The following is an 18,439-nucleotide window of genomic DNA, read 5'->3' on the forward strand; positions in this document are numbered from 1 at the left end:
TTCAGAGAAAACCAAGTGCCGCCCTTGCTGAGCTATTTACCTGTGCTCAACAACTGGTTAAGGTGATATCGATATTGATAACAACAAGTTGCTTGAAGCAATAACAAATGGAGATCCCCAGTGACCACAGAATCCACAACAGCCAGCAGCAATTGGCTAAACCGAAGCCTGAATGCAATAGAGCGAATTGGCAACAAACTACCCGACCCGGCTATCTTGTTTGCGCTTTTAATGGCGCTGGTCTGGTGTTTATCCTGGGCTTTGTCCGGTGTGGAGTTCAGTGATATTGACCCTCGCACAGGCCAGGCCTTTCAAATCAATAATCTGCTGGCCGCCAGTTCGCTGACCGAATTTATGGCCAAAATGGTGGCCACCTTTGTCAATTTTCCGCCTTTGGGTGTGGTGCTGGTCGCCATGCTGGGTTTAGGCGTGGCTGAATACACCGGCTTTATCAATGCGGCCCTGCGCGGCATTCTGGCCATCACCTCCCGCCATTTACTGACCCCGGTGCTGATTGCGGTCGGCATATTAAGCCATGTGGCCGTGGATGCAGGTTATGTCTTGGTGATCCCTTTAGGTGCGGTGATTTTTTATGCCGCTGGCCGACACCCATTGGCGGGTATTGCCGCCGCTTTTGCCGGTGTGTCCGGAGGTTTTGCCGCCACCTTATTTGTGCCTTCCAGTCTGGATCCGCTGCTGGCAGGTCTGACACAGGCCTCCGCCCGCTTATCTGCCGATCCGGCCGCAGCGAGTCTGGTCATTAACCCGTTGAATAACTACTACTTCACCACTGCCTCTGTGCTGGTGATTGTACTGCTGGGTTGGTTTTTAACAGATAAAGTGGTCGAACCCCGTCTGCAGACAACACAGGTGGATGGTGACAAAGAGCAGTTACCGACCATGGACCCTTTAACGGCGCAGGAACGCAAAGGTCTGCGTTTTGCGCTGTTGTCGATGCTGCTGGCAATAGCCGCACTGGTACTGACAGCACTGCCCGCCGATTCAGCCTGGCGTGGTGCCAATGGCGATCTGACCGCCGCCTCAGCCCCCTTAATGCAATCCATAGTTGGGCTTATTTTTGTGTTCTTTTTGCTGCCTGGCATTGTGTATGGTTATGTGTCCGGAAAAGTCCGCAGTCACAGAGACGTGGTACAGGGCATGACCAAAGCCATGAGCGGTATGGGCTATTACATCGTGATGGCGTTTTTCTGTGCGCAGTTTATTTATGCCTTTGGTCAGTCGAACCTGGGCGCGTTAATGGCAATTAAAGGAGCCAATTTCCTGCAGCAAATGGCCTTCCCTATGGCGGTCAATCTGATAGGTCTGGTGCTGCTTACCGCCATAGTCAACCTGTTGATTGGTTCGTCCTCCGCCAAATGGGCGCTGATTGGCGCAGTGTTAGTGCCGATGCTGATGCAGCTGGGTGTGTCGCCCGACCTGACTCAGGCCGCGTACAGGGTGGGTGATTCTTCCACCAATATCATCACCCCACTGATGCCGTATTTTCCGCTGATCGTGGTGTTTTGTCAGAAGTACGTCAAATCCACCGGCATTGGCACCCTGGTGGCCTTGATGCTGCCTTATTCAGTCACCTTTCTGGTTTGCTGGACCGCCTTCTTAATTCTGTACTGGAGCTTAGGCCTGCCTTTAGGTATTGGTTCCAGCTATCTCTACCCTGCACTTTAATGGCTAATTCGCCAGCAGCTGATGCTGCTGGCGTGTTCAATTGCCCGACACGCTGTTACCATAAGACATTCCCGTTGTAGGCCGGAACCCTTATGCGTACACCCCGAATTTATCACCCACACCCAATTCCGTCAGAGACTGAGTTCGCCTTATCTGAAGATGGCAGCAACCATATAGGCCGGGTACTGCGAATGAGCGCAGAACAAGCATTGCAGTTGTTCAACGGCGATGGCCAAAACTACGACTGCATCATCAGCCGTGTTGAAAAAAAAGCTGTGTATGTGCGCTGTACGGCCCACAGAGCCAATCCGGTGGAGTCCCCCTTGTCGTTGCATTTAGGTCAGGGCATATCCAGAGGCGATCGGATGGATTTCGTTATTCAAAAAGCCGTTGAGCTGGGCGTCACCGAAATTACCCCATTGTTTACCGAACGTTGCGGCGTCAAGCTGGATGGCGAGCGGCTGGATAAACGCACTGAGCAGTGGCAAAAAATCGCTATTTCTGCCTGTGAGCAAAGTGGCCGCAGTGTGGTGCCGGTAATCCATCGCGCGCTGCACCTCAAAGACTGGCTGGCACAAAGCACAAAAGATTTAAAGCTGACCTTGGATCCCTGGACCGACGCCACCATTAAAACCATCAGTGGCAGCGCGCAAATCCGGCTGGTCATTGGCCCCGAAGGCGGTTTTAGTGAACCTGAAGTTATACAAACCCAACAAGCGGGCTTTCTGCCTGTGCGCTTAGGTCCCAGAGTATTACGTACCGAAACGGCCGCCCTAACCGCCATTAGCGCGCTGCAATTGCAATTTGGTGATCTGGCCTGACTTCGGGCCCCAGAGAACAAGGAACAAAGAATGATAAAACTCGGTATTGTGATGGACCCCATCAGCGCCATCAATATTAAAAAAGACTCCAGCTTCGCCATGTTGCTGCAGGCGCAAAGCCGTGGTTATCAGCTGCATTATATGGAAATGGCCGATTTGTATTTACTCGAAGGCCAGGCCCGTGCCCGCACCCGGCTGTTATCGGTGCAACAAAACAGCGAACACTGGTACGATTTTGGCGGCAGTCAGGATATCGCCTTAAGTGACCTGGATCTGATCCTGATGCGCAAAGACCCGCCCTTTGACACCGAATTTATTTACGCGACTTATATTCTGGAGCGAGCCGAAGACGAAGGCACCCTCATTGTGAACAAACCACAAAGCCTGCGGGACGCCAACGAAAAACTGTACACCAGCTGGTTTTCACAGTTTACGCCCAAAACTCTGGTCACTCGTGATGCGGCGCGCTTAAAAGCCTTTTACCAGCAAGAGCAGGATGTGATTTTAAAGCCGTTGGATGGTATGGGTGGCGCCTCGATTTTCCGCTTGAAACCCAATGACGCCAATGTCAGTGTGATTATTGAAACCCTGACCGAGCACGGCAGCCGCTATGCAATGGCGCAGCGTTATATTCCCGAAATTACCCAAGGCGATAAACGGGTGTTAGTGGTCAATGGTGAGCCTGTGCCCTATTGCCTGGCCCGTATTCCGGCCAGTGGCGAAACCCGCGGTAATCTGGCCGCTGGAGGTCGTGGTGAAGCCAGGCCCTTGTCAGAATCAGATTGGGCCATAGCGCGGGCCGTTGGTCCAACACTCAAAGCCAAAGGGCTGATTTTTGTCGGGCTGGATATTATCGGTGACAAACTGACCGAAATTAATGTCACCAGCCCCACTTGTATCCGCGAAATTGAAGCGGCGTTCCCGGTCAGTATCACTGGCATGCTATTTGACCAGATTGAGCTACTGTTAAGCCAGCAAGTTCAACATTAAGTCCAGAGAGGTGGTATGGACACTCTGCAAAATCATTTATTGATCGCAATGCCAACACTGGAAGACCCCAACTTCCGGCGCAGTGTCACCTACATCTGTGAGCACAACGCCGAAGGCGCGATGGGCATAGTGATCAACCATCCGATGTCGGTGACAGTGGCCGATTTATTATCACAACTGCAAATTGAGTTTGACCCACAGAGTAAGGCGGCCAAAGCTCAGGTCTGTGCCGGAGGCCCGGTACAAAACGACAGAGGTTTTGTACTGCATTCGCCACAGGCAGGTTACGTCAGCAGCATGCAACTGAATAACGGCCTGATGGTGACTACGTCCAAGGACATACTGCAAAACCTGACCACCGCCGAAGGCCCGGCCCAGTTTATTTTGGCGCTGGGTTATGCAGGCTGGAGTGCCGGCCAGCTGGAGCAGGAAATTGCGGATAACAGCTGGCTGGTGATCCCGGCCGACAACAGGATTATTTTTGAACTGTCACATGCTGAAAAATGGCAGGGGGCCACTCATAAACTGGGCATTGATGTCTGGCAAATTTCACCTCAGGCGGGGCATGCCTGATGAGCCAGACTGTACTTGCCTTTGACTATGGCACCAAAAGTATCGGTGTGGCTGTTGGTCAGAGCCTGACCGGCACCGCCTCGCCACTGAAAGCGCTGAAAGCCAATGATGGCATACCAAACTGGGAACAGATTGAAGCCCTGCTCAAAGAGTGGCAACCCGACTATCTGGTGGTCGGCCTGCCCCTCAATATGGATGGCACCGAACAACAGTTAACGGCCCGGGTGCATAAGTTTGTCAACCGGCTGCATGGCCGTTTTGGTGTGCAGGTGAAGACCCAGGATGAACGGCTGACGACAGTGGAGTCGCGCAGCCAGCTGTTTGCTGAAGGGGGGTATCGCAAACTCAGCAAAGATGCGGTCGACAGTCAGTCCGCCAAGCTGATTTTAGAAAGCTGGTTTGAAAACGGGGGCGCTGATGAGTAAGGCTCCAGCGCTGCTAGCTGCAGGCTTGTACCAACATTATAAAGGCCGCTACTACCAGGTGACAGACACAGTGCGCCATAGCGAAACCGATGAAGTGCTGGTGCTGTATCGGGCTTTGTATGGCGACTTTGGGTTGTGGGTAAGGCCCCTGACAATGTTTACGGAACAGGTGCCAACCGATACAGGCACCAAACCGCGTTTTGCTTTTGTTTCTGCCGATATTCCTTCAGCGCTGTGTCAGCCATCCAGCTGACGCGCTACTGCTGATCCGTTAATCCGGCAATAGTAACCCCTGACAGGCCACCAGCCCCGGTCTGGCCGCCCTGCAGCTTCATCATCAGCCGTAAGTCATTCGGCGAATCGGCATAATGCAGCGCGTCGTTCTGGCTGATGTGGCCAGCCTTGTACAAATCGTACAACGCCTGATCAAAAGTCTGCATTCCCAATTCACGCGACTTCGCCATCACCGCTTTCACCTCGCCAATATCGCCCCGCTTGATCAGCTCAGCGACCAGAGGTGAATTCAGCAGAACCTCAATAGCGGCCACTCTTTTTTTCCCATCCATGGTCGGCACCAGTTGCTGGGCAACAATGGCCCGCAGATTCAGCGACAAATCAAACAACAGCTTGCCGTGTTTTTCTTTGGGCACCAGATGCATAATGCGATCAATGGCCTGATTGGCGTTGTTGGCATGTAAAGTGGCAATACACAGATGGCCGGTTTCAGCAAAAGACAAGGCGTATTCCATGGTGTCCTGGCTGCGAATTTCCCCTATCAGGATCACGTCCGGGGCCTGGCGTAATGAGCTTTTCAGAGCAGCATCAAAGGATTCGGTATCAATGCCGACTTCGCGTTGGGTCACCAGGCTAAGGCCATGCTCATGCACAAATTCAATGGGGTCTTCAATGGTCAGAATATGGCCACGGGCGTTTTGATTGCGATGCCCAAGCAGCGCCGCCAGCGAGGTGGACTTGCCCGCTCCCGTGCCACCGACAAAAAGCACCAGGCCACGTTTTGCCATAATAATGTCTTTAAGCACGGCTGGCAGGCCTAAATCATCGGCCTTGGGGATCGTAGTCACAATACGCCGCACCACCATACCCGCCTGATCACGCTGCCAGAATGCCGACACCCGAAAACGGCCAGCTTCATTGGCTATCGCAAAATTGCATTCCTTGTCACGCGCAAACTGCTGCTGTTGTTTCTCTGTCATCGCTGCTTTCACCAGTGCAAGCGACGCATCCGCAGTCAGAACCACAGCGTCAATCGGCTGCATTTCACCGTTAATTTTTGCTGACACCGGTAACCCGGCGGTGACAAACATATCGGAAGCCCCCAGGCTCACCATCTGGTGCAAAGCGTCCATCAGTTGCATAACTTACCTCGTAAAGCCACCAAAACCGCTGCCTGTGCTGGCCCCCATACCACCGGCTGAGCCAAAGCTGTTTTTATCCTGCGCTTTGGCCAACGCATCCTGATGACTGACCAGACCTCGGCTGACCAGATTCTGCAGACACTGATCCATGGTCTGCATGCCATGCGCGGCGCCAGTCTGGATCACCGAATACATCTGGGCAATTTTATCTTCCCGGATCAGGTTACGGATGGCTGGCACGCCAAGCATAATTTCGTGGGCGGCCACCCGGCCACCACCGTTTTTTTTCAGCAACGTCTGGGATATCACGGCCCGCAACGACTCCGACAACATGGAGCGCACCATGGCTTTTTCTTCACCGGGAAAGACGTCAATAATACGGTCAATGGTTTTGGGGGCCGAGGTGGTGTGCAAAGTACCAAACACCAAATGGCCGGTTTCCGCCGCCGTCATCGCCAGACGTATAGTTTCCAAATCGCGCATTTCGCCCACCAGTATCACATCGGGGTCTTCCCGTAGTGCCGAGCGCAGTGCATTGCTGAAGCTGTAGGTATCGCGGTGCACTTCGCGCTGGTTGATCAGGCTTTGTTTGTTCTGATGCACAAATTCAATCGGGTCTTCAATGGTCAGAATATGGTGATGTTTGGTTGCATTGATGTAGTCAATCATTGCCGCCAGTGTGGTCGACTTGCCGGACCCCGTCGGCCCTGTCACCAGCACCAGGCCACGTGGGTTCTCCGCTATGCTGCGAAACACATCCGGGGCATTTAAGTCTTCCAGGCTCAAGACTGTGCTTGGGATAGTCCGAAACACGGCGGCAGCGCCACGGTTCTGCACAAAAGCATTCACGCGGAAGCGGGCCAGCCCGGGCACCTCAAAGGAAAAATCACTTTCAAGCTTTTCTTCGTATTCTTTGCGCTGCTTGTCGTTCATAATGTCGTACACCAGCGAGTGCACAGCTTTGTGATCCAGCGCCGGAATATTCAGTTTACGCACATCGCCGTCCACCCGGATCAGCGGCGGTACACCAGCTGACAGATGTAAATCCGAGGCTTTATGTTGCACACTAAAGGCCAGTAATTCGGTAATATCCATTTGCTTACTCCACACCTTAGACAGGATATGACAGACAACATAGCAGAAGCCCTGCAGCGGACCCAACAGGCAATTCAACAAATTCAGCGGCAATACAGCTTGCCTCATCGCGTCAGGCTGATCGCCGTCAGCAAAACCAAGCCGGCAGATGCCATAGTCCGGGCCTATCAGGCCGGGCAACGCGCCTATGGCGAAAACTATGTACAGGAACTGGTAAGCAAAGCCACTGAATTGCAGGCGCTGCCGGAACTGGAATGGCATTTTATCGGCCCCATTCAGTCGAATAAAACCCGCGATATAGCCCGGTATGCACACTGGGTGCACAGTGTTGACCGGTTAAAAGTTGCTGAACGTTTATCAGCGCAGCGCCCGGCGGATTTGCCGCCTCTGCAGGTGCTGCTGCAAATCAATATCAGTGCCGAAAACAGCAAGGCGGGGGTCAGCCCGCACGACATGCCTGCGCTGGCACAAGCTGTTGCTAAACTGCCGGGGCTGGAACTGAAGGGACTGATGGCAATCCCGGAACCGGGTTCAGGAAAAGTCACCTTTGCCCGCATGGCGGAGCTGTCAGCATTGCTGCAGCAACAGCACCCTCAGGCGACCGAATTGTCAATGGGAATGTCTGATGACTGGCCAGACGCTCTGGCTTGCGGCGCAACTATGATACGATTAGGCACAGCTATTTTTGGTGCCAGGGATTACCACAACAGATGAGAGATAACACAGTTGCCTTTATTGGCGCCGGCAATATGGCCCAGTGCATTATTGGCGGCATGGTCCGTCAGGGCTATCCGGCCGACAATATTATTGCGGCCAACCGCAGCCCGGAAAAGCTGGAAAAGTTGCAGCAGCAGTACGGCATTCAAATCACCACAGACAATCTGATAGCGGCACAAAAAGCGGATGTCATTGTGCTGTCGGTGAAGCCACAAATGATGGCGGAGGTCTGCCAGCAACTGGCGACACAGGCACCAGAGTGCAAAGAGAAATTGTTTATCACAGTGGCGGCCGGTTTACCGGTCAGTCGCTACGAAGAATGGCTGGGACCGGTGCGGCTGGTGCGGGCCATGCCGAATACACCAGCGTTGGTCGGGCTTGGCGTCACAGGTCTGTATCCCAGCCGCTGCTCTGTGTACGAGCAGGCATTCACCCAGGACATGTTTGCCGGCACAGGCCAGAGCGTCTGGCTGGATAACGAAGCGCAAATCAATGCGGTGATAGCGGTGTCTGGCAGCGCACCGGCTTATTTTTTCTACCTGATGCAGGCGATGCAACAGGTCGGCGAAGAGCTTGGTTTTACTGCAGAGCAAGCCAAAGCCATGGTGGCGCAAACCGCGCTGGGGGCTGCCACTATGGCCAGCCAGTCTGAACTTAGCTTTGAAGAGCTGCGGGCGCAGGTCACCTCCAAAGGTGGTACCACCCACGAAGCCATTGAAACTTTTAAACAACACAACCTTGAAACCACCGTAAAAGCCGCCATGATGGCTGCCATCAACAGAGCCGAACAAATGGCCAAAACTTTATAAGGCAAGTTATGACAGACGCATTGTTTTTTCTGGTAAGCACAATTATCAAACTTTATCTGATGGTGGTGGTGTTACGGCTGTGGTTACAGGCCGCCCGCGCCGATTTCTATAACCCGTTCAGCCAGTTTATTGTCAAAGCCACCAACCCGGCCGTCATTCCTCTGCGACGCTTTTTACCCAGCCTGGGGGGTTTTGACACCGGAACCTGGCTGCTGGCTTTTGTGATCTGTTTGCTGCATGTGTCACTGACACAGTTATTCCAGATGGGACAGCTCTATGTCATCTACCTGCCTCTGGGGGCTTTGGTGCTACTGGTCACTGAAATACTTCAGCTGGTGTTTTGGGTACTGGTGATCCGGGCCCTGTTGTCCTGGTTCAGCCAGGGCCGTAACCCGATGGAACTGGTATTGATGCAACTGACTGAACCGCTGCTGCGCCCGGTGCGCCGTGTGATCCCAAGCTTAGGAGGCCTGGATTTATCCGTGCTGGTGGTATTACTGGGCCTGCAGTTTGTGCAAATTCTGCTGCAAAGCCTGTTGCGTGGGTTCTAAAGGGTGCTGAAACCACTGCCCGGCGGCGGTTTTGAGCTGCGGCTTTATATTCAGCCTGGGGCCAGCCGGGATCAGCTTGTTGGCCTGCATGATGGTGCCATTAAAATTGCCATCAAGGCGCCGCCTGTCGATGGCAAGGCCAATGCCTATTTGCAACAATTATTGGCGGACTGGTTTGGTGTGCGTAAAAATCAGTTGCAGCTGGTTCGAGGCGAACTCAACCGGCAAAAAACCTGGCGTATTGCAGCACCTTGTCAGGTTCCGCCTGAATTCGGCCCATATCTGGAGGCGTTATGAAAACTTATCTGTTTACTATGCTATTGGCTTTGTCCTTATTCAGCACTGGCGTAACGGCTGAGCAGAAAAAAACCTTAGGAAATTGGGATGTCCATTACATGGCATTGGACAGCACTATGTTGGATCCGGCCATAGCCAAAACCTATGGTATTGAACGCAGCCACTTGAATGCCTTGCTGAATATTTCAGTGCTCAACAGCGTGGATCAACAGCCGCAACAGGTTGAAATACAAGGCAACGTAAAAGACTTGTTTGGTAAAACCACTGTACTTAGTTTTAAACAAGTGACAGAAGGCAAGGCAGTCTACTACCTGGCCCAGTTACCTGTGCGTAACGAACAGCATCTGACGTTTGTCATTGATATCCGTCAGGGCACGACGCAACAGCAACTGCAATTCAGCCAGACTTTTTACACCGAATAAGCCTCAATCCAGGATTTTTGATGCAAACACTTGTACTGGCCACCAGCAATAAAGGCAAGCTGGCCGAATTGTCCGACTTACTGGCCCCACTACAATTTACCGTGCAACCTCAATCGGCCTTTGCCATCGAGGATGCAGTGGAAGACGGCCTGAGTTTTATTGAAAACGCCATCTTAAAAGCGCGTCATGCCAGCCGCCTATCCGGTTTGCCAGCCCTGGCCGACGATTCTGGCCTGGCCGTGGATGCGCTGGGCGGTGCTCCGGGCATTTATTCCGCCCGTTATGCCGGAGCGCATGGCAACGACCTGGCCAATCTGACCAAACTGCTGGCCGATTTAAGTCAGGTTCCGTCAGGCCAGCGTCAGGCTCAGTTTCATTGTGTTTTGGCTTTTGTCCGCCATGCCGACGACCCGGTGCCGGTCATTGCTCATGGCATCTGGCGTGGTCAGATTGCCTTTGAACCACAAGGCAGCCATGGCTTTGGTTACGACCCAGTGTTTTTGCCGGATGACGCCCAAGGCACAGCCGCTGAACTCTCCCCTGCGGAGAAAAAACAGCTCAGCCACAGGGCCAAAGCACTGAAACTACTGCTGGCACAGTTACAGGCTGGCGCATGAGCCTGCAACTGCCCCCGCTGTCGCTGTACATCCACATCCCCTGGTGTGTACAGAAGTGCCCCTACTGTGACTTTAACTCTCATGCGGTCAAACAAGGCATTCCGGAACAGGAATATCTGGCGCATGTGCTGGCCGATCTGGAGCAGGATTTACCTTATGTCCAGGGCCGGGCCATTCATAGCATTTTTATCGGCGGCGGCACCCCCAGCACCTTCAGCGGCGAAGCTATCCAGGCCTTACTGGACGGGGTGCGTGCAAGGCTGACGCTGGAAAGCGACTGCGAAATCACCATGGAAGCCAACCCCGGCACCGTCGAAGCCGCCCGTTTTGCCGCTTATGTGCAGGCTGGGGTCAGCCGTTTTTCCATTGGTGTGCAGAGCTTTCAGGCCGATCAGCTCAAAGCCCTTGGCCGCATCCATAACAGTGATGAAGCCATAGCAGCAGCCAGACTGGCTCATCAACTGCCGCTGCAAAGTTTTAATCTGGATTTAATGCACGGCTTGCCACAGCAGGACGTCGGCGGAGCCCTCGCGGATTTGCAGCAGGCGATTGCGCTGCAACCACCGCATCTGTCCTGGTACCAACTCACCATAGAGCCCAATACCGCCTTCGCATCCCGGCCGCCCAAACTGCCGGAAGACGAAGCCCTGTGGGATATCCAGGAGCAAGGCCACGCGCTGCTGACCGCCCAGGGTTACCAACAATACGAAACTTCGGCCTATGCCAAAGCTGGTTATCAGTGCCGGCATAACCTGAATTACTGGCGTTTTGGGGATTACCTGGGAATTGGCTGTGGTGCCCACGGCAAAATTACCCTGCCTGAACAAAACGATATTGTCAGGACGGTAAAAATCAAACACCCCAAAGGCTATATGGATTTAAGCAAGGGCTACCTGGACAGCTGCAGCAGCGTAGCGCCTGAAGACCGGCCTTTTGAGTTTTTTATGAACCGCTTTCGTCTGCTCGAAGCCTGCCCCAAGGCTGACTTCCCCGCCCTGACCGGCTTGCCTTTAAGCAACGTCGAGCCCGCTTTGGCAAAAGCGGCCACTTTAGGTTTGCTGGAACTGACAGAGCTGCACTGGCAGATCACCCCCAAAGGAGTGCGCTACCTGAATGATTTGCTGGAGCTTTTTCTCTGAGTTAAAGTGCGGCGGCTATTTGGGCCGCCAGCGCTTTGAGCTCATCCATATTGCCCATTTCCGCCTGGTGGCCTTTGAGCGCAAACACCGAGCCCGGCAGTAAATGAAAATGCGCATGCGGGACTGTCTGACCAATGCCGGCGCCATTTTGCTGAAACAGCGTAATACCTGGGGCATCCAGCGCCTGGATGATCGCCTTCCCCACTTTTTGCACTGTGTGCATACAGGCAAGGCTGGCCTCTGCAGACAATTCAAACACAGTCACCGCCGCTTCTTTTGGGATCACCAGCACATGGCCACGAATTTGCGGCATGATGTCCATAAAGGCCAAAGTCTGCTCATCTTCATACACTTTAAAGGCCGGAATTTCACCACGCAAAATACGGGCGAAAATATTGGTGTGGTCATAATTCTGTTGCATTGATTACCTCCAATCATACGAGCCTTTAGCTTACCGCAGCCTGGCCAGCTCTGAACAGACAAGGCTTGAAACAAAGCGCTGCAGATGGTGTAGTAACGGCAGAATGACAACAATCAGGATGCTCCAATGAAACATCATGCGCTTGCGGCAGCTATCGCTGTCGCGCTACTCAGTGCCTGCAACCCAACCACTCCCCCCAAGATTGAACAGCCAACAGCGGCAGAACAGAGTGTGGCTTTAAAATCCGAAAACGAAAAAGCCGACGCCTTGTTTGACGCTATTTTTGATGAACAGGTGGCCACCAGTCCGGAAACCCAAACTTCACTGGGTCAGAAAACCAATTACGACCAATGGGATGATTTGTCTGATACACGCCGACTGGCTGATTTGGAGATGACCAAACAGCAGCTGCTGCGCCTCTCTGCGCTGAATGTGGAAAGCCTGGACAGCCAGCGTCAGCTGAGTTTACAGCTGCTGCAAAGCCAGTTGCAGCAGCAGCTGGACGCCGACCGCTGGCATTTGTACAGCTACCCGGTCAATCAGATGTACGGTGTGCATTCCAATGTGCCGGATTTACTGATCAACCAGCACCGCATTGATAACGAAGCCGACGCCAAAGCCTATATTGGCCGGTTGAAAAACGTGTTGCCTTATTTCAAACAACTGCAACAGCAATTGCAGGTCAGAGCTGACGCCGGCATTTTGCCACCAAAGTTTGTCTTCGCTCATGTCATTGGTGCCAGCCGCAATATTATTACGGGAGCCCCTTTTGATGGGGGTGCCGACAGCACCTTACTGGCCGACTTTCGCAGTAAAGTGCAGAAGCTGGACATGGAACAAAGCGCGAAAGACTTGCTGGTGAAAGAAGCCGGGCTGGCACTGACCGGCAGTGTGGCCCCGGCTTATCAGAACCTGATAGCCTATCTGACCGAGCTTGAAAAAGTGGCCGGCACTGATGATGGCGTCTGGCGCTTTAAAGATGGCAACGAGTTTTACACTTACCGGCTGAAGAACATCACCACCACAGATTACAGCGCCGAAAAAATTCATCAGCTGGGTTTGTCTGAAGTCGCCCGTATTCATGGTGAAATGAAAGGCATTATGCAAAAAACCGGCTTTAAGGGGGATTTGCAGCAATTCTTTGCCTTTATGCGGGACGATCCGCAATTTTATTACCTGGATACGGCCGAAGGCAAAGCGGCCTATCTGGCCGAAGCCACCCGGGTCATTGATGACATGAAAGGCCGGCTGGACCAGCTGTTTCTGGTGAAGCCCAAAGCCGATCTGGTGGTCAAAGCCGTCGAGGCCTTCCGTGAACAATCGGCAGGTAAAGCCTTTTATCAGCCACCAGCCGCCGATGGCAGCCGCCCTGGTACCTATTACGCCAATCTGTACCGGATGAATGGCATGCCCAAATACCAGCTGGAAGCGTTGGCTTACCATGAAGGTATTCCTGGCCACCATATGCAAATTGCGATCGCCCAAGAGCTGGAAAATGTGCCCAAGTTCCGCCGTTTTGGCCGTTACACCGCCTATATTGAAGGCTGGGGTCTGTACACTGAGCTGCTGCCTAAAGAGATTGGCCTGTATCAGGACCCCTACTCCGACTTTGGCCGTTTAGCCATGGAGCTGTGGCGCGCCTGCCGTCTGGTGGTGGATACAGGCCTGCATGACAAAAAGTGGAGCCGCGAGCAAGCTATTGCGTACTTAAAAGACAATACCCCCAACTCGGAAGGCGAAGCTATTAATGCCATTGAGCGTTACATTGTGATGCCCGGCCAGGCCACGGCGTACACAGTCGGCATGCTGAAACTGCTGGAACTGCGGGAAAAAGCCAAAACCGCTTTGGGCGAAAAATTCGATATCCGCCAATTCCACGATGTGGTGCTGAAAAACGGGGCTTTGCCTTTGGATACACTGGAGCTGATGATCGATCAATATATTAGAACCAACCAAAGCTAAACTGCTGAAAATACCAGCAAACCGTTCTGTGACAGGGGCTGTGCATTTGCATTAAGCCCCTGTTTTTCTTATGCTGAGGACAGTTTTCGCCGTCTCAGACGGCCAGCAGTCGGAAGCTCCTATGATTGAACTGCATCAGTACTGCCCCGAACAACAGCAATGGCAAATCGGTGATTTTGCCACTGTGCGTTTGCCTTTGCTGCAAGGCAGCCGATTCTGGATCAATCTGACTGATGCCACAGCGCTGGAACAGCAACAGGTGCTGGAGCTGTTCCGTATTCATCCGGTGATTGCCGAAGATTTTTTACGGGACCGCCATCCCCCCAAACTGGACACCAGTAATTCGTTTCAGTTACTGATTTTGCGTGGTTTTGCTGCCACAGATTTCTCAGATTATCCCGGTCACTGCCAACTGAATCTGTTGTTTAATGAGCAGGTGATGCTGATGAAGTTTTACAGCCCGCAGCCTGCGCCGCACATTCTGTTGCCATTCAGTGCCCTGAAAGGTCTGGAAACCAAAGGCTGGGCCAAGCAGTATATTCATGCGGTGGCGGCTTCTTACCTGCACAAGCTGATCCAGTTTGAAGAAGATTTAGGCGAGCTGGAAGATGCGATGCAAAGCAACGGCAATGATCAGCGTATGGCGCAGATTATGAAGTTCCGCTCCGTCTTTCGCAAAATAGACCGTAACCTGGCTTATCAGAAAGAAATTTTTGCCGACTTGCTGTACGAAGAGGACGACAGCCACCCGTTCCGGCTGTTGTTTGAAGGGGTGGAACTGCGCGATTTTTATGAAAAGTTCGAACGGCTGCACAGCATGGTGCAAATGTACTATGACCAGTTGTCCGATTTAGTCGACGGTTATATGTCGACCTCGTCGCACCAAATCAACGAAAAAATGAAAGTGCTGACCATTTTAACGGCGGTCTTTGTTCCCCTGACTTTTATTGCCGGTGTCTATGGCATGAATTTTAAGTACATGCCAGAACTTGAAACACAGTGGGGTTATCATCTGACGCTGGCCGTGATGCTGGGGGTCGCTATAGGGTTATTGGTCTGGTTTAAAGTTCGCCGGTGGTGGTAACAAGCCAAGGAGTTGCAAATGGTCGAAAATACACCGCTGGATATTCAGGAAATTGTCCGCGACAGTTTTGATGAAAACGAAACAGAGCAGTTAGCCGAACGGCTGGAAGAGCTGGAGCCGGAAGAAATTGCCTTTGCCCTGGAAGCCATGCCGCTGGAGCAGCGTCTGGCCACCTGGCTGACCTTATCGAACGAGCAACAAATTGAATCCCTGACCTATATGCGGGTCGACGCCAGGGTCAATATTTTTAAGCAACTCGATACCGACCAGCTGCGGGCACTGGTCGCGGAAATTGATGTCGATGATCTGATTGAGCTGCTGGACGAACTGCCGGACCATATTTACCAGTACGCCTGCTCCAGATTGGATTTGCAGGAAAAGCAATGGCTGGATCAGGCACTGACCTACGACGAAGAACAGTGTGGCCGTTACGCTGACCATGACGTGCTGATCCTGTCCAAAAACGCCAAAGTGCGTGACGCGGTGCGGCTCTTCACCAAACTGGAAGCCGACGCCGAGTACCAGGAAGCGTTGTTTGTGGTGGACCGCACCGGCCGTTACGTCGGTTTGCTGCATGGTATTCGTTTATTGGGCAAACCCAATCACTTGCCTGTGGTCGAATTTATTGACGACGACGCGCCTGTGGTACGGGGCGCTATGGATCTGGACGAAGGCTCCGACATAGTAGCCAGGTCTGGCTACAGTGCACTGGCGGTCCTCGACGATGAAGACAAGTTACTCGGCCGTCTGTCCATTGGGGAAGCGCTGGAAAACGTGCGGCGTAGCCTGGAAAGCCAGTTTATGCATACCGCAGGTTTGGGCGAAGAAGAAGATTTGTTTGCTCCGGTGATCCAAAGCGCCAAACGCCGGGCCTTATGGCTGGGCATTAACCTGCTGACGGCCTTCCTCGCGGCCTGGACCATAGGCCTGTTTGAAGCCACCTTGCAGCAGGTGGTCGCGCTGGCGGTACTGATGCCGATAGTGGCCTCTATGGGCGGTATTGCCGGCAGCCAGACCCTCACCCTGATTATCCGCGGCCTGGCACTTGGGCAAATCACCCCACAAACCTACTGGACTTTGTTCCGCAAAGAATTGAGTGTCGGCGCAATGAATGGAGTGCTCTGGGCTCTGGTGATAGCCGGTACCACTTACCTCTGGTTTGGCGACTGGATCATTGCTGCCGTCATAGCCATGGCCATTGTGATTAATATATCCGTGGCGGCCTTGTCTGGGGTGGTGATCCCGGTCTGGCTGGAAAAAGCCAAAATTGACCCGGCCTTGTCGGGCTCTGTCATTTTAACCACTGTCACAGACGTCATTGGTTTCTTCGCCTTTCTTGGATTAGGCTCGCTATTTTTACTGTAATTTTTCAGGCACTTGCTGATAAATCCCCCTGACCCCACTACAATAGGCCTCAGTGAACAGGCGTGAGTGCTGTATGAAAATTGCTGTGTTGTCGCGAAACCGTGAACTCTATTCCACCCAACGGCTGGTCGAAGCCGCCGAAGCCCGTGGTCATCAGATAGAAGTGATAGACCCGCTGATGTGTTACATGAACATTAACCAGACCCGTTCAGCCATTCACTACAAAGGCCGCAGCCTGGATGGCTTTGATGCGGTGATCCCCCGTGTTGGCTCCTCTATTACCTTTTACGGCACAGCGGTGCTGCGCCAGTTTGAAATGATGGGTGTCTATGCGCTGAACGAATCAGCGGCCATCAGCCGTGCCCGCGACAAACTCTGTTCTTTGCAATTGCTGGCGCGGGACGGCATCGGGTTGCCCATTACAGGTTTTGCCGATAAACCCGGCGATATTCCGGATTTAATTGACATGGTCGGCGGCGCGCCGCTGGTGATCAAACTGCTCGAAGGCACTCAGGGCATTGGGGTGGTGCTGGCCGAAACCCGCACCGCCGCCGAAAGCGTCATTGAGGCTTTTATGGGGCTCAACGCCAATATTCTGGTGCAGCAGTACATCAAAGAAGCCAATGGCGCCGATATCCGCTGTTTTGTGGTGGGCAATAAAATTGTCGCGGCGATGAAACGCCAGGCCAAAGCCGGAGAATTTCGCTCCAACCTGCACAGGGGGGGCACCGCCAGTCTGGTCAAACTCAGTGCTGCCGAAAAACGCACCGCGCTGGCGGCGGCTAAAAGCATAGGGCTGGAAGTGGCCGGGGTAGATATTTTGCGCTCCCACAGCGGCCCTGTGGTAATGGAAGTGAATGCCTCACCAGGCCTCGAGGGCATTGAAGGAGCCACCGCCATTGATGTGGCAGGCCTGATCATTGACTACCTGGAACACCAGGTGGAAAAACAGCAAAAACGCATAAAAAAGAGGAAAGTCTGATGCTAAGCAGCCCTTCAGTGACCGACTTTGAGCTGGCTGGCAGCCGGATCAAAGCCGGCAGCCGTGCTGTGGTCGATATCCCTTTTGGCAAACTCTACACCCACACCGAGCTTAATATAGGTGCGCATGTGGTGCATGGTAAGCGGCCTGGCCCTGTGTTGCTGGTGACCGCCGCTTTGCATGGCGATGAAATCAATGGGGTGGAGATTTGCCGCCGCCTGCTGAAAATCCCCAAGCTGAATCAGCTCAAAGGCACCTTAGTGGTGGTGCCTATCGTCAACACCTACGGTTTTGTGCAGCAAAGCCGTTATTTACCCGACCGGCGCGATTTAAACCGCAGCTTTCCCGGCAGTGAAAAAGGCTCTCTGGGCAGCCGGATGGCCTGGCAGTTTACCGAACATATTCTGAAGAAAAGCCAATTTGTCATCGACCTGCACACAGGCGCCATTCACCGCAGCAACCTGTCCCAGGTGCGGGCCAGTGCCAAAGACAAAATGGCGCTGCAAATGGCGGAGGTCTTTAACGCCCCCATTATTGTCAAAGCCGCCAGCCGCGACGGCACCATGCGCGGCACCGCCAACAGTCTGGGTATTCCTATTATTCTGTACGAAGCCGGTGAAGCGCTGCGTTTTGACGAGCAGTCCATCAATATAGGCGTGCGTGGCATTCTCAATGTGATGCAGCATCTGGGCATGCTGACCGGCCGCAAAACCGCGCCACGAACCCAATCCCTCTTCACCAAAAAAAGCAGCTGGATCCGCGCTGAACATGACGGCATCGCCCGTTATTACGTGACATTAGGCCAGGCCGTGCAACAAGGCGATGTGCTGGCGCATATCTACAGCCCCTACTCCGACTTTGAGGTGGCCGTCACCGCCAGCTTCAGCGGCATTGTAATAGGCCGCAATAACCTGCCGCTGGTCAACGAAGGCGAAGCACTGTTTCATATTGCCGAAGTGAGTGAACTGGACGAAGCCGAAAAAACCCTGGATGCCATAGTGGACGAAGTGGACGCCGCCATGCCGCCGGTATTGGGCACTGAAATTAGTTTGGTCTAGCGCCCCAATTCAGGCAGCATCAACGCCATAGCCTTTAACAGCACGACAC

The 18,439-nt window shown here is 53.3% G+C and carries 21 protein-coding genes; 18 read left to right on the forward strand and 3 right to left on the reverse strand.

Annotation, left to right across the window (positions count from 1 at the left end; translation table 11 throughout):
• The first annotated feature begins 120 nt into the window (after positions 1 to 120).
• The 6 genes from WKJ03_RS04200 (at position 121) to WKJ03_RS04225 (ending at position 4,748) form a co-directional block, all read left to right on the forward strand.
• Positions 121 to 1,686 (forward strand): AbgT family transporter, encoded by a 1,566-nt coding sequence (locus tag WKJ03_RS04200; protein WP_337840911.1) that lies wholly within the window; start codon positions 121 to 123, stop codon positions 1,684 to 1,686.
• A gap of 92 nt (positions 1,687 to 1,778) precedes the next feature.
• Positions 1,779 to 2,507, forward strand: a complete 729-nt coding sequence (rsmE, locus tag WKJ03_RS04205; RefSeq protein ID WP_337840912.1) for a 16S rRNA (uracil(1498)-N(3))-methyltransferase — start codon at positions 1,779 to 1,781, stop codon at positions 2,505 to 2,507.
• A gap of 30 nt (positions 2,508 to 2,537) precedes the next feature.
• Positions 2,538 to 3,497 (forward strand): glutathione synthase, encoded by a 960-nt coding sequence (gshB, locus tag WKJ03_RS04210; RefSeq protein ID WP_337840913.1) that lies wholly within the window; start codon positions 2,538 to 2,540, stop codon positions 3,495 to 3,497.
• Positions 3,498 to 3,512: 15 nt separating this feature from the next.
• Positions 3,513 to 4,070, forward strand: a complete 558-nt coding sequence (locus WKJ03_RS04215) for a YqgE/AlgH family protein (protein ID WP_337840914.1) — start codon at positions 3,513 to 3,515, stop codon at positions 4,068 to 4,070.
• Positions 4,070 to 4,495, forward strand: a complete 426-nt coding sequence (gene ruvX / locus WKJ03_RS04220; RefSeq protein ID WP_337840915.1) for a Holliday junction resolvase RuvX — start codon at positions 4,070 to 4,072, stop codon at positions 4,493 to 4,495. Before WKJ03_RS04215 ends, ruvX begins: the two co-directional genes overlap by 1 nt.
• Positions 4,488 to 4,748: a DUF1653 domain-containing protein gene (locus WKJ03_RS04225; RefSeq protein WP_337840916.1), complete on the forward strand. Its 261-nt coding sequence runs from the start codon at positions 4,488 to 4,490 to the stop codon at positions 4,746 to 4,748. The genes ruvX and WKJ03_RS04225 overlap by 8 nt, the downstream gene beginning before the upstream one ends.
• A 4-nt stretch (positions 4,749 to 4,752) precedes the next feature.
• Here WKJ03_RS04225 and WKJ03_RS04230 read toward each other — a convergent pair whose 3' ends face one another.
• Both WKJ03_RS04230 and WKJ03_RS04235 read right to left on the reverse strand, forming a co-directional pair.
• Entirely contained in the window at positions 4,753 to 5,871 is a 1,119-nt protein-coding gene (locus WKJ03_RS04230; protein WP_337840917.1) for a PilT/PilU family type 4a pilus ATPase, read from the reverse strand.
• Positions 5,872 to 5,874: 3 nt separating this feature from the next.
• Entirely contained in the window at positions 5,875 to 6,966 is a 1,092-nt protein-coding gene (locus tag WKJ03_RS04235; RefSeq protein WP_337840918.1) for a type IV pilus twitching motility protein PilT, read from the reverse strand.
• A gap of 27 nt (positions 6,967 to 6,993) precedes the next feature.
• On the opposite strand from WKJ03_RS04235, the gene WKJ03_RS04240 reads away from it, so the two are divergent.
• Genes WKJ03_RS04240 through hemW form a run of 7 tightly spaced genes read left to right on the forward strand, consistent with a single transcriptional unit; the run spans position 6,994 to position 11,518 of the window.
• Positions 6,994 to 7,680: a YggS family pyridoxal phosphate-dependent enzyme gene (locus tag WKJ03_RS04240; RefSeq protein ID WP_337840919.1), complete on the forward strand. Its 687-nt coding sequence runs from the start codon at positions 6,994 to 6,996 to the stop codon at positions 7,678 to 7,680.
• Complete coding sequence (gene proC / locus WKJ03_RS04245; RefSeq protein WP_337840920.1) at positions 7,677 to 8,492, forward strand: pyrroline-5-carboxylate reductase; 816 nt, start codon at positions 7,677 to 7,679, stop codon at positions 8,490 to 8,492. Before WKJ03_RS04240 ends, proC begins: the two co-directional genes overlap by 4 nt.
• Before the next feature lie 8 nt (positions 8,493 to 8,500).
• A complete protein-coding gene (locus WKJ03_RS04250) occupies positions 8,501 to 9,043 on the forward strand; it encodes a YggT family protein (protein WP_337840921.1) in 543 nt (180 codons plus the stop codon).
• A 3-nt stretch (positions 9,044 to 9,046) separates the two neighbouring features.
• Complete coding sequence (locus WKJ03_RS04255; protein ID WP_337840922.1) at positions 9,047 to 9,340, forward strand: DUF167 family protein; 294 nt, start codon at positions 9,047 to 9,049, stop codon at positions 9,338 to 9,340.
• Positions 9,337 to 9,762 (forward strand): DUF4426 domain-containing protein, encoded by a 426-nt coding sequence (locus tag WKJ03_RS04260; protein ID WP_337840923.1) that lies wholly within the window; start codon positions 9,337 to 9,339, stop codon positions 9,760 to 9,762. Before WKJ03_RS04255 ends, WKJ03_RS04260 begins: the two co-directional genes overlap by 4 nt.
• Positions 9,763 to 9,782: 20 nt before the next feature.
• Positions 9,783 to 10,379: an RdgB/HAM1 family non-canonical purine NTP pyrophosphatase gene (gene rdgB / locus WKJ03_RS04265; protein WP_337840924.1), complete on the forward strand. Its 597-nt coding sequence runs from the start codon at positions 9,783 to 9,785 to the stop codon at positions 10,377 to 10,379.
• Positions 10,376 to 11,518 (forward strand): radical SAM family heme chaperone HemW, encoded by a 1,143-nt coding sequence (hemW, locus tag WKJ03_RS04270; RefSeq protein ID WP_337840925.1) that lies wholly within the window; start codon positions 10,376 to 10,378, stop codon positions 11,516 to 11,518. Before rdgB ends, hemW begins: the two co-directional genes overlap by 4 nt.
• 1 nt (position 11,519) lies before the next feature.
• Here the strand turns inward: hemW and WKJ03_RS04275 are convergent, their stop codons facing one another.
• Entirely contained in the window at positions 11,520 to 11,939 is a 420-nt protein-coding gene (locus tag WKJ03_RS04275; protein ID WP_337840926.1) for an HIT domain-containing protein, read from the reverse strand.
• A gap of 126 nt (positions 11,940 to 12,065) precedes the next feature.
• On the opposite strand from WKJ03_RS04275, the gene WKJ03_RS04280 reads away from it, so the two are divergent.
• The 5 genes from WKJ03_RS04280 to WKJ03_RS04300 all read left to right on the forward strand — a co-directional run bounded on the left by WKJ03_RS04280 (position 12,066) and on the right by WKJ03_RS04300 (position 18,390).
• Positions 12,066 to 13,901, forward strand: a complete 1,836-nt coding sequence (locus WKJ03_RS04280) for a DUF885 domain-containing protein (RefSeq protein WP_337840927.1) — start codon at positions 12,066 to 12,068, stop codon at positions 13,899 to 13,901.
• A gap of 70 nt (positions 13,902 to 13,971) precedes the next feature.
• Positions 13,972 to 14,985, forward strand: a complete 1,014-nt coding sequence (locus tag WKJ03_RS04285) for a magnesium transporter CorA family protein (protein WP_337840928.1) — start codon at positions 13,972 to 13,974, stop codon at positions 14,983 to 14,985.
• Positions 14,986 to 15,003: 18 nt separating this feature from the next.
• Entirely contained in the window at positions 15,004 to 16,350 is a 1,347-nt protein-coding gene (locus WKJ03_RS04290; protein ID WP_337840929.1) for a magnesium transporter, read from the forward strand.
• A gap of 73 nt (positions 16,351 to 16,423) precedes the next feature.
• Positions 16,424 to 17,332 (forward strand): 30S ribosomal protein S6--L-glutamate ligase, encoded by a 909-nt coding sequence (rimK, locus tag WKJ03_RS04295; RefSeq protein ID WP_337840930.1) that lies wholly within the window; start codon positions 16,424 to 16,426, stop codon positions 17,330 to 17,332.
• Complete coding sequence (locus tag WKJ03_RS04300) at positions 17,332 to 18,390, forward strand: succinylglutamate desuccinylase/aspartoacylase family protein (RefSeq protein WP_337840931.1); 1,059 nt, start codon at positions 17,332 to 17,334, stop codon at positions 18,388 to 18,390. Before rimK ends, WKJ03_RS04300 begins: the two co-directional genes overlap by 1 nt.
• The last annotated feature ends 49 nt before the right edge of the window (positions 18,391 to 18,439 follow it).

This window comes from Rheinheimera sp. (assembly GCF_037442525.1).
In the GTDB taxonomy this organism is placed as follows: Bacteria; Pseudomonadota; Gammaproteobacteria; order Enterobacterales; family Alteromonadaceae; genus Pararheinheimera.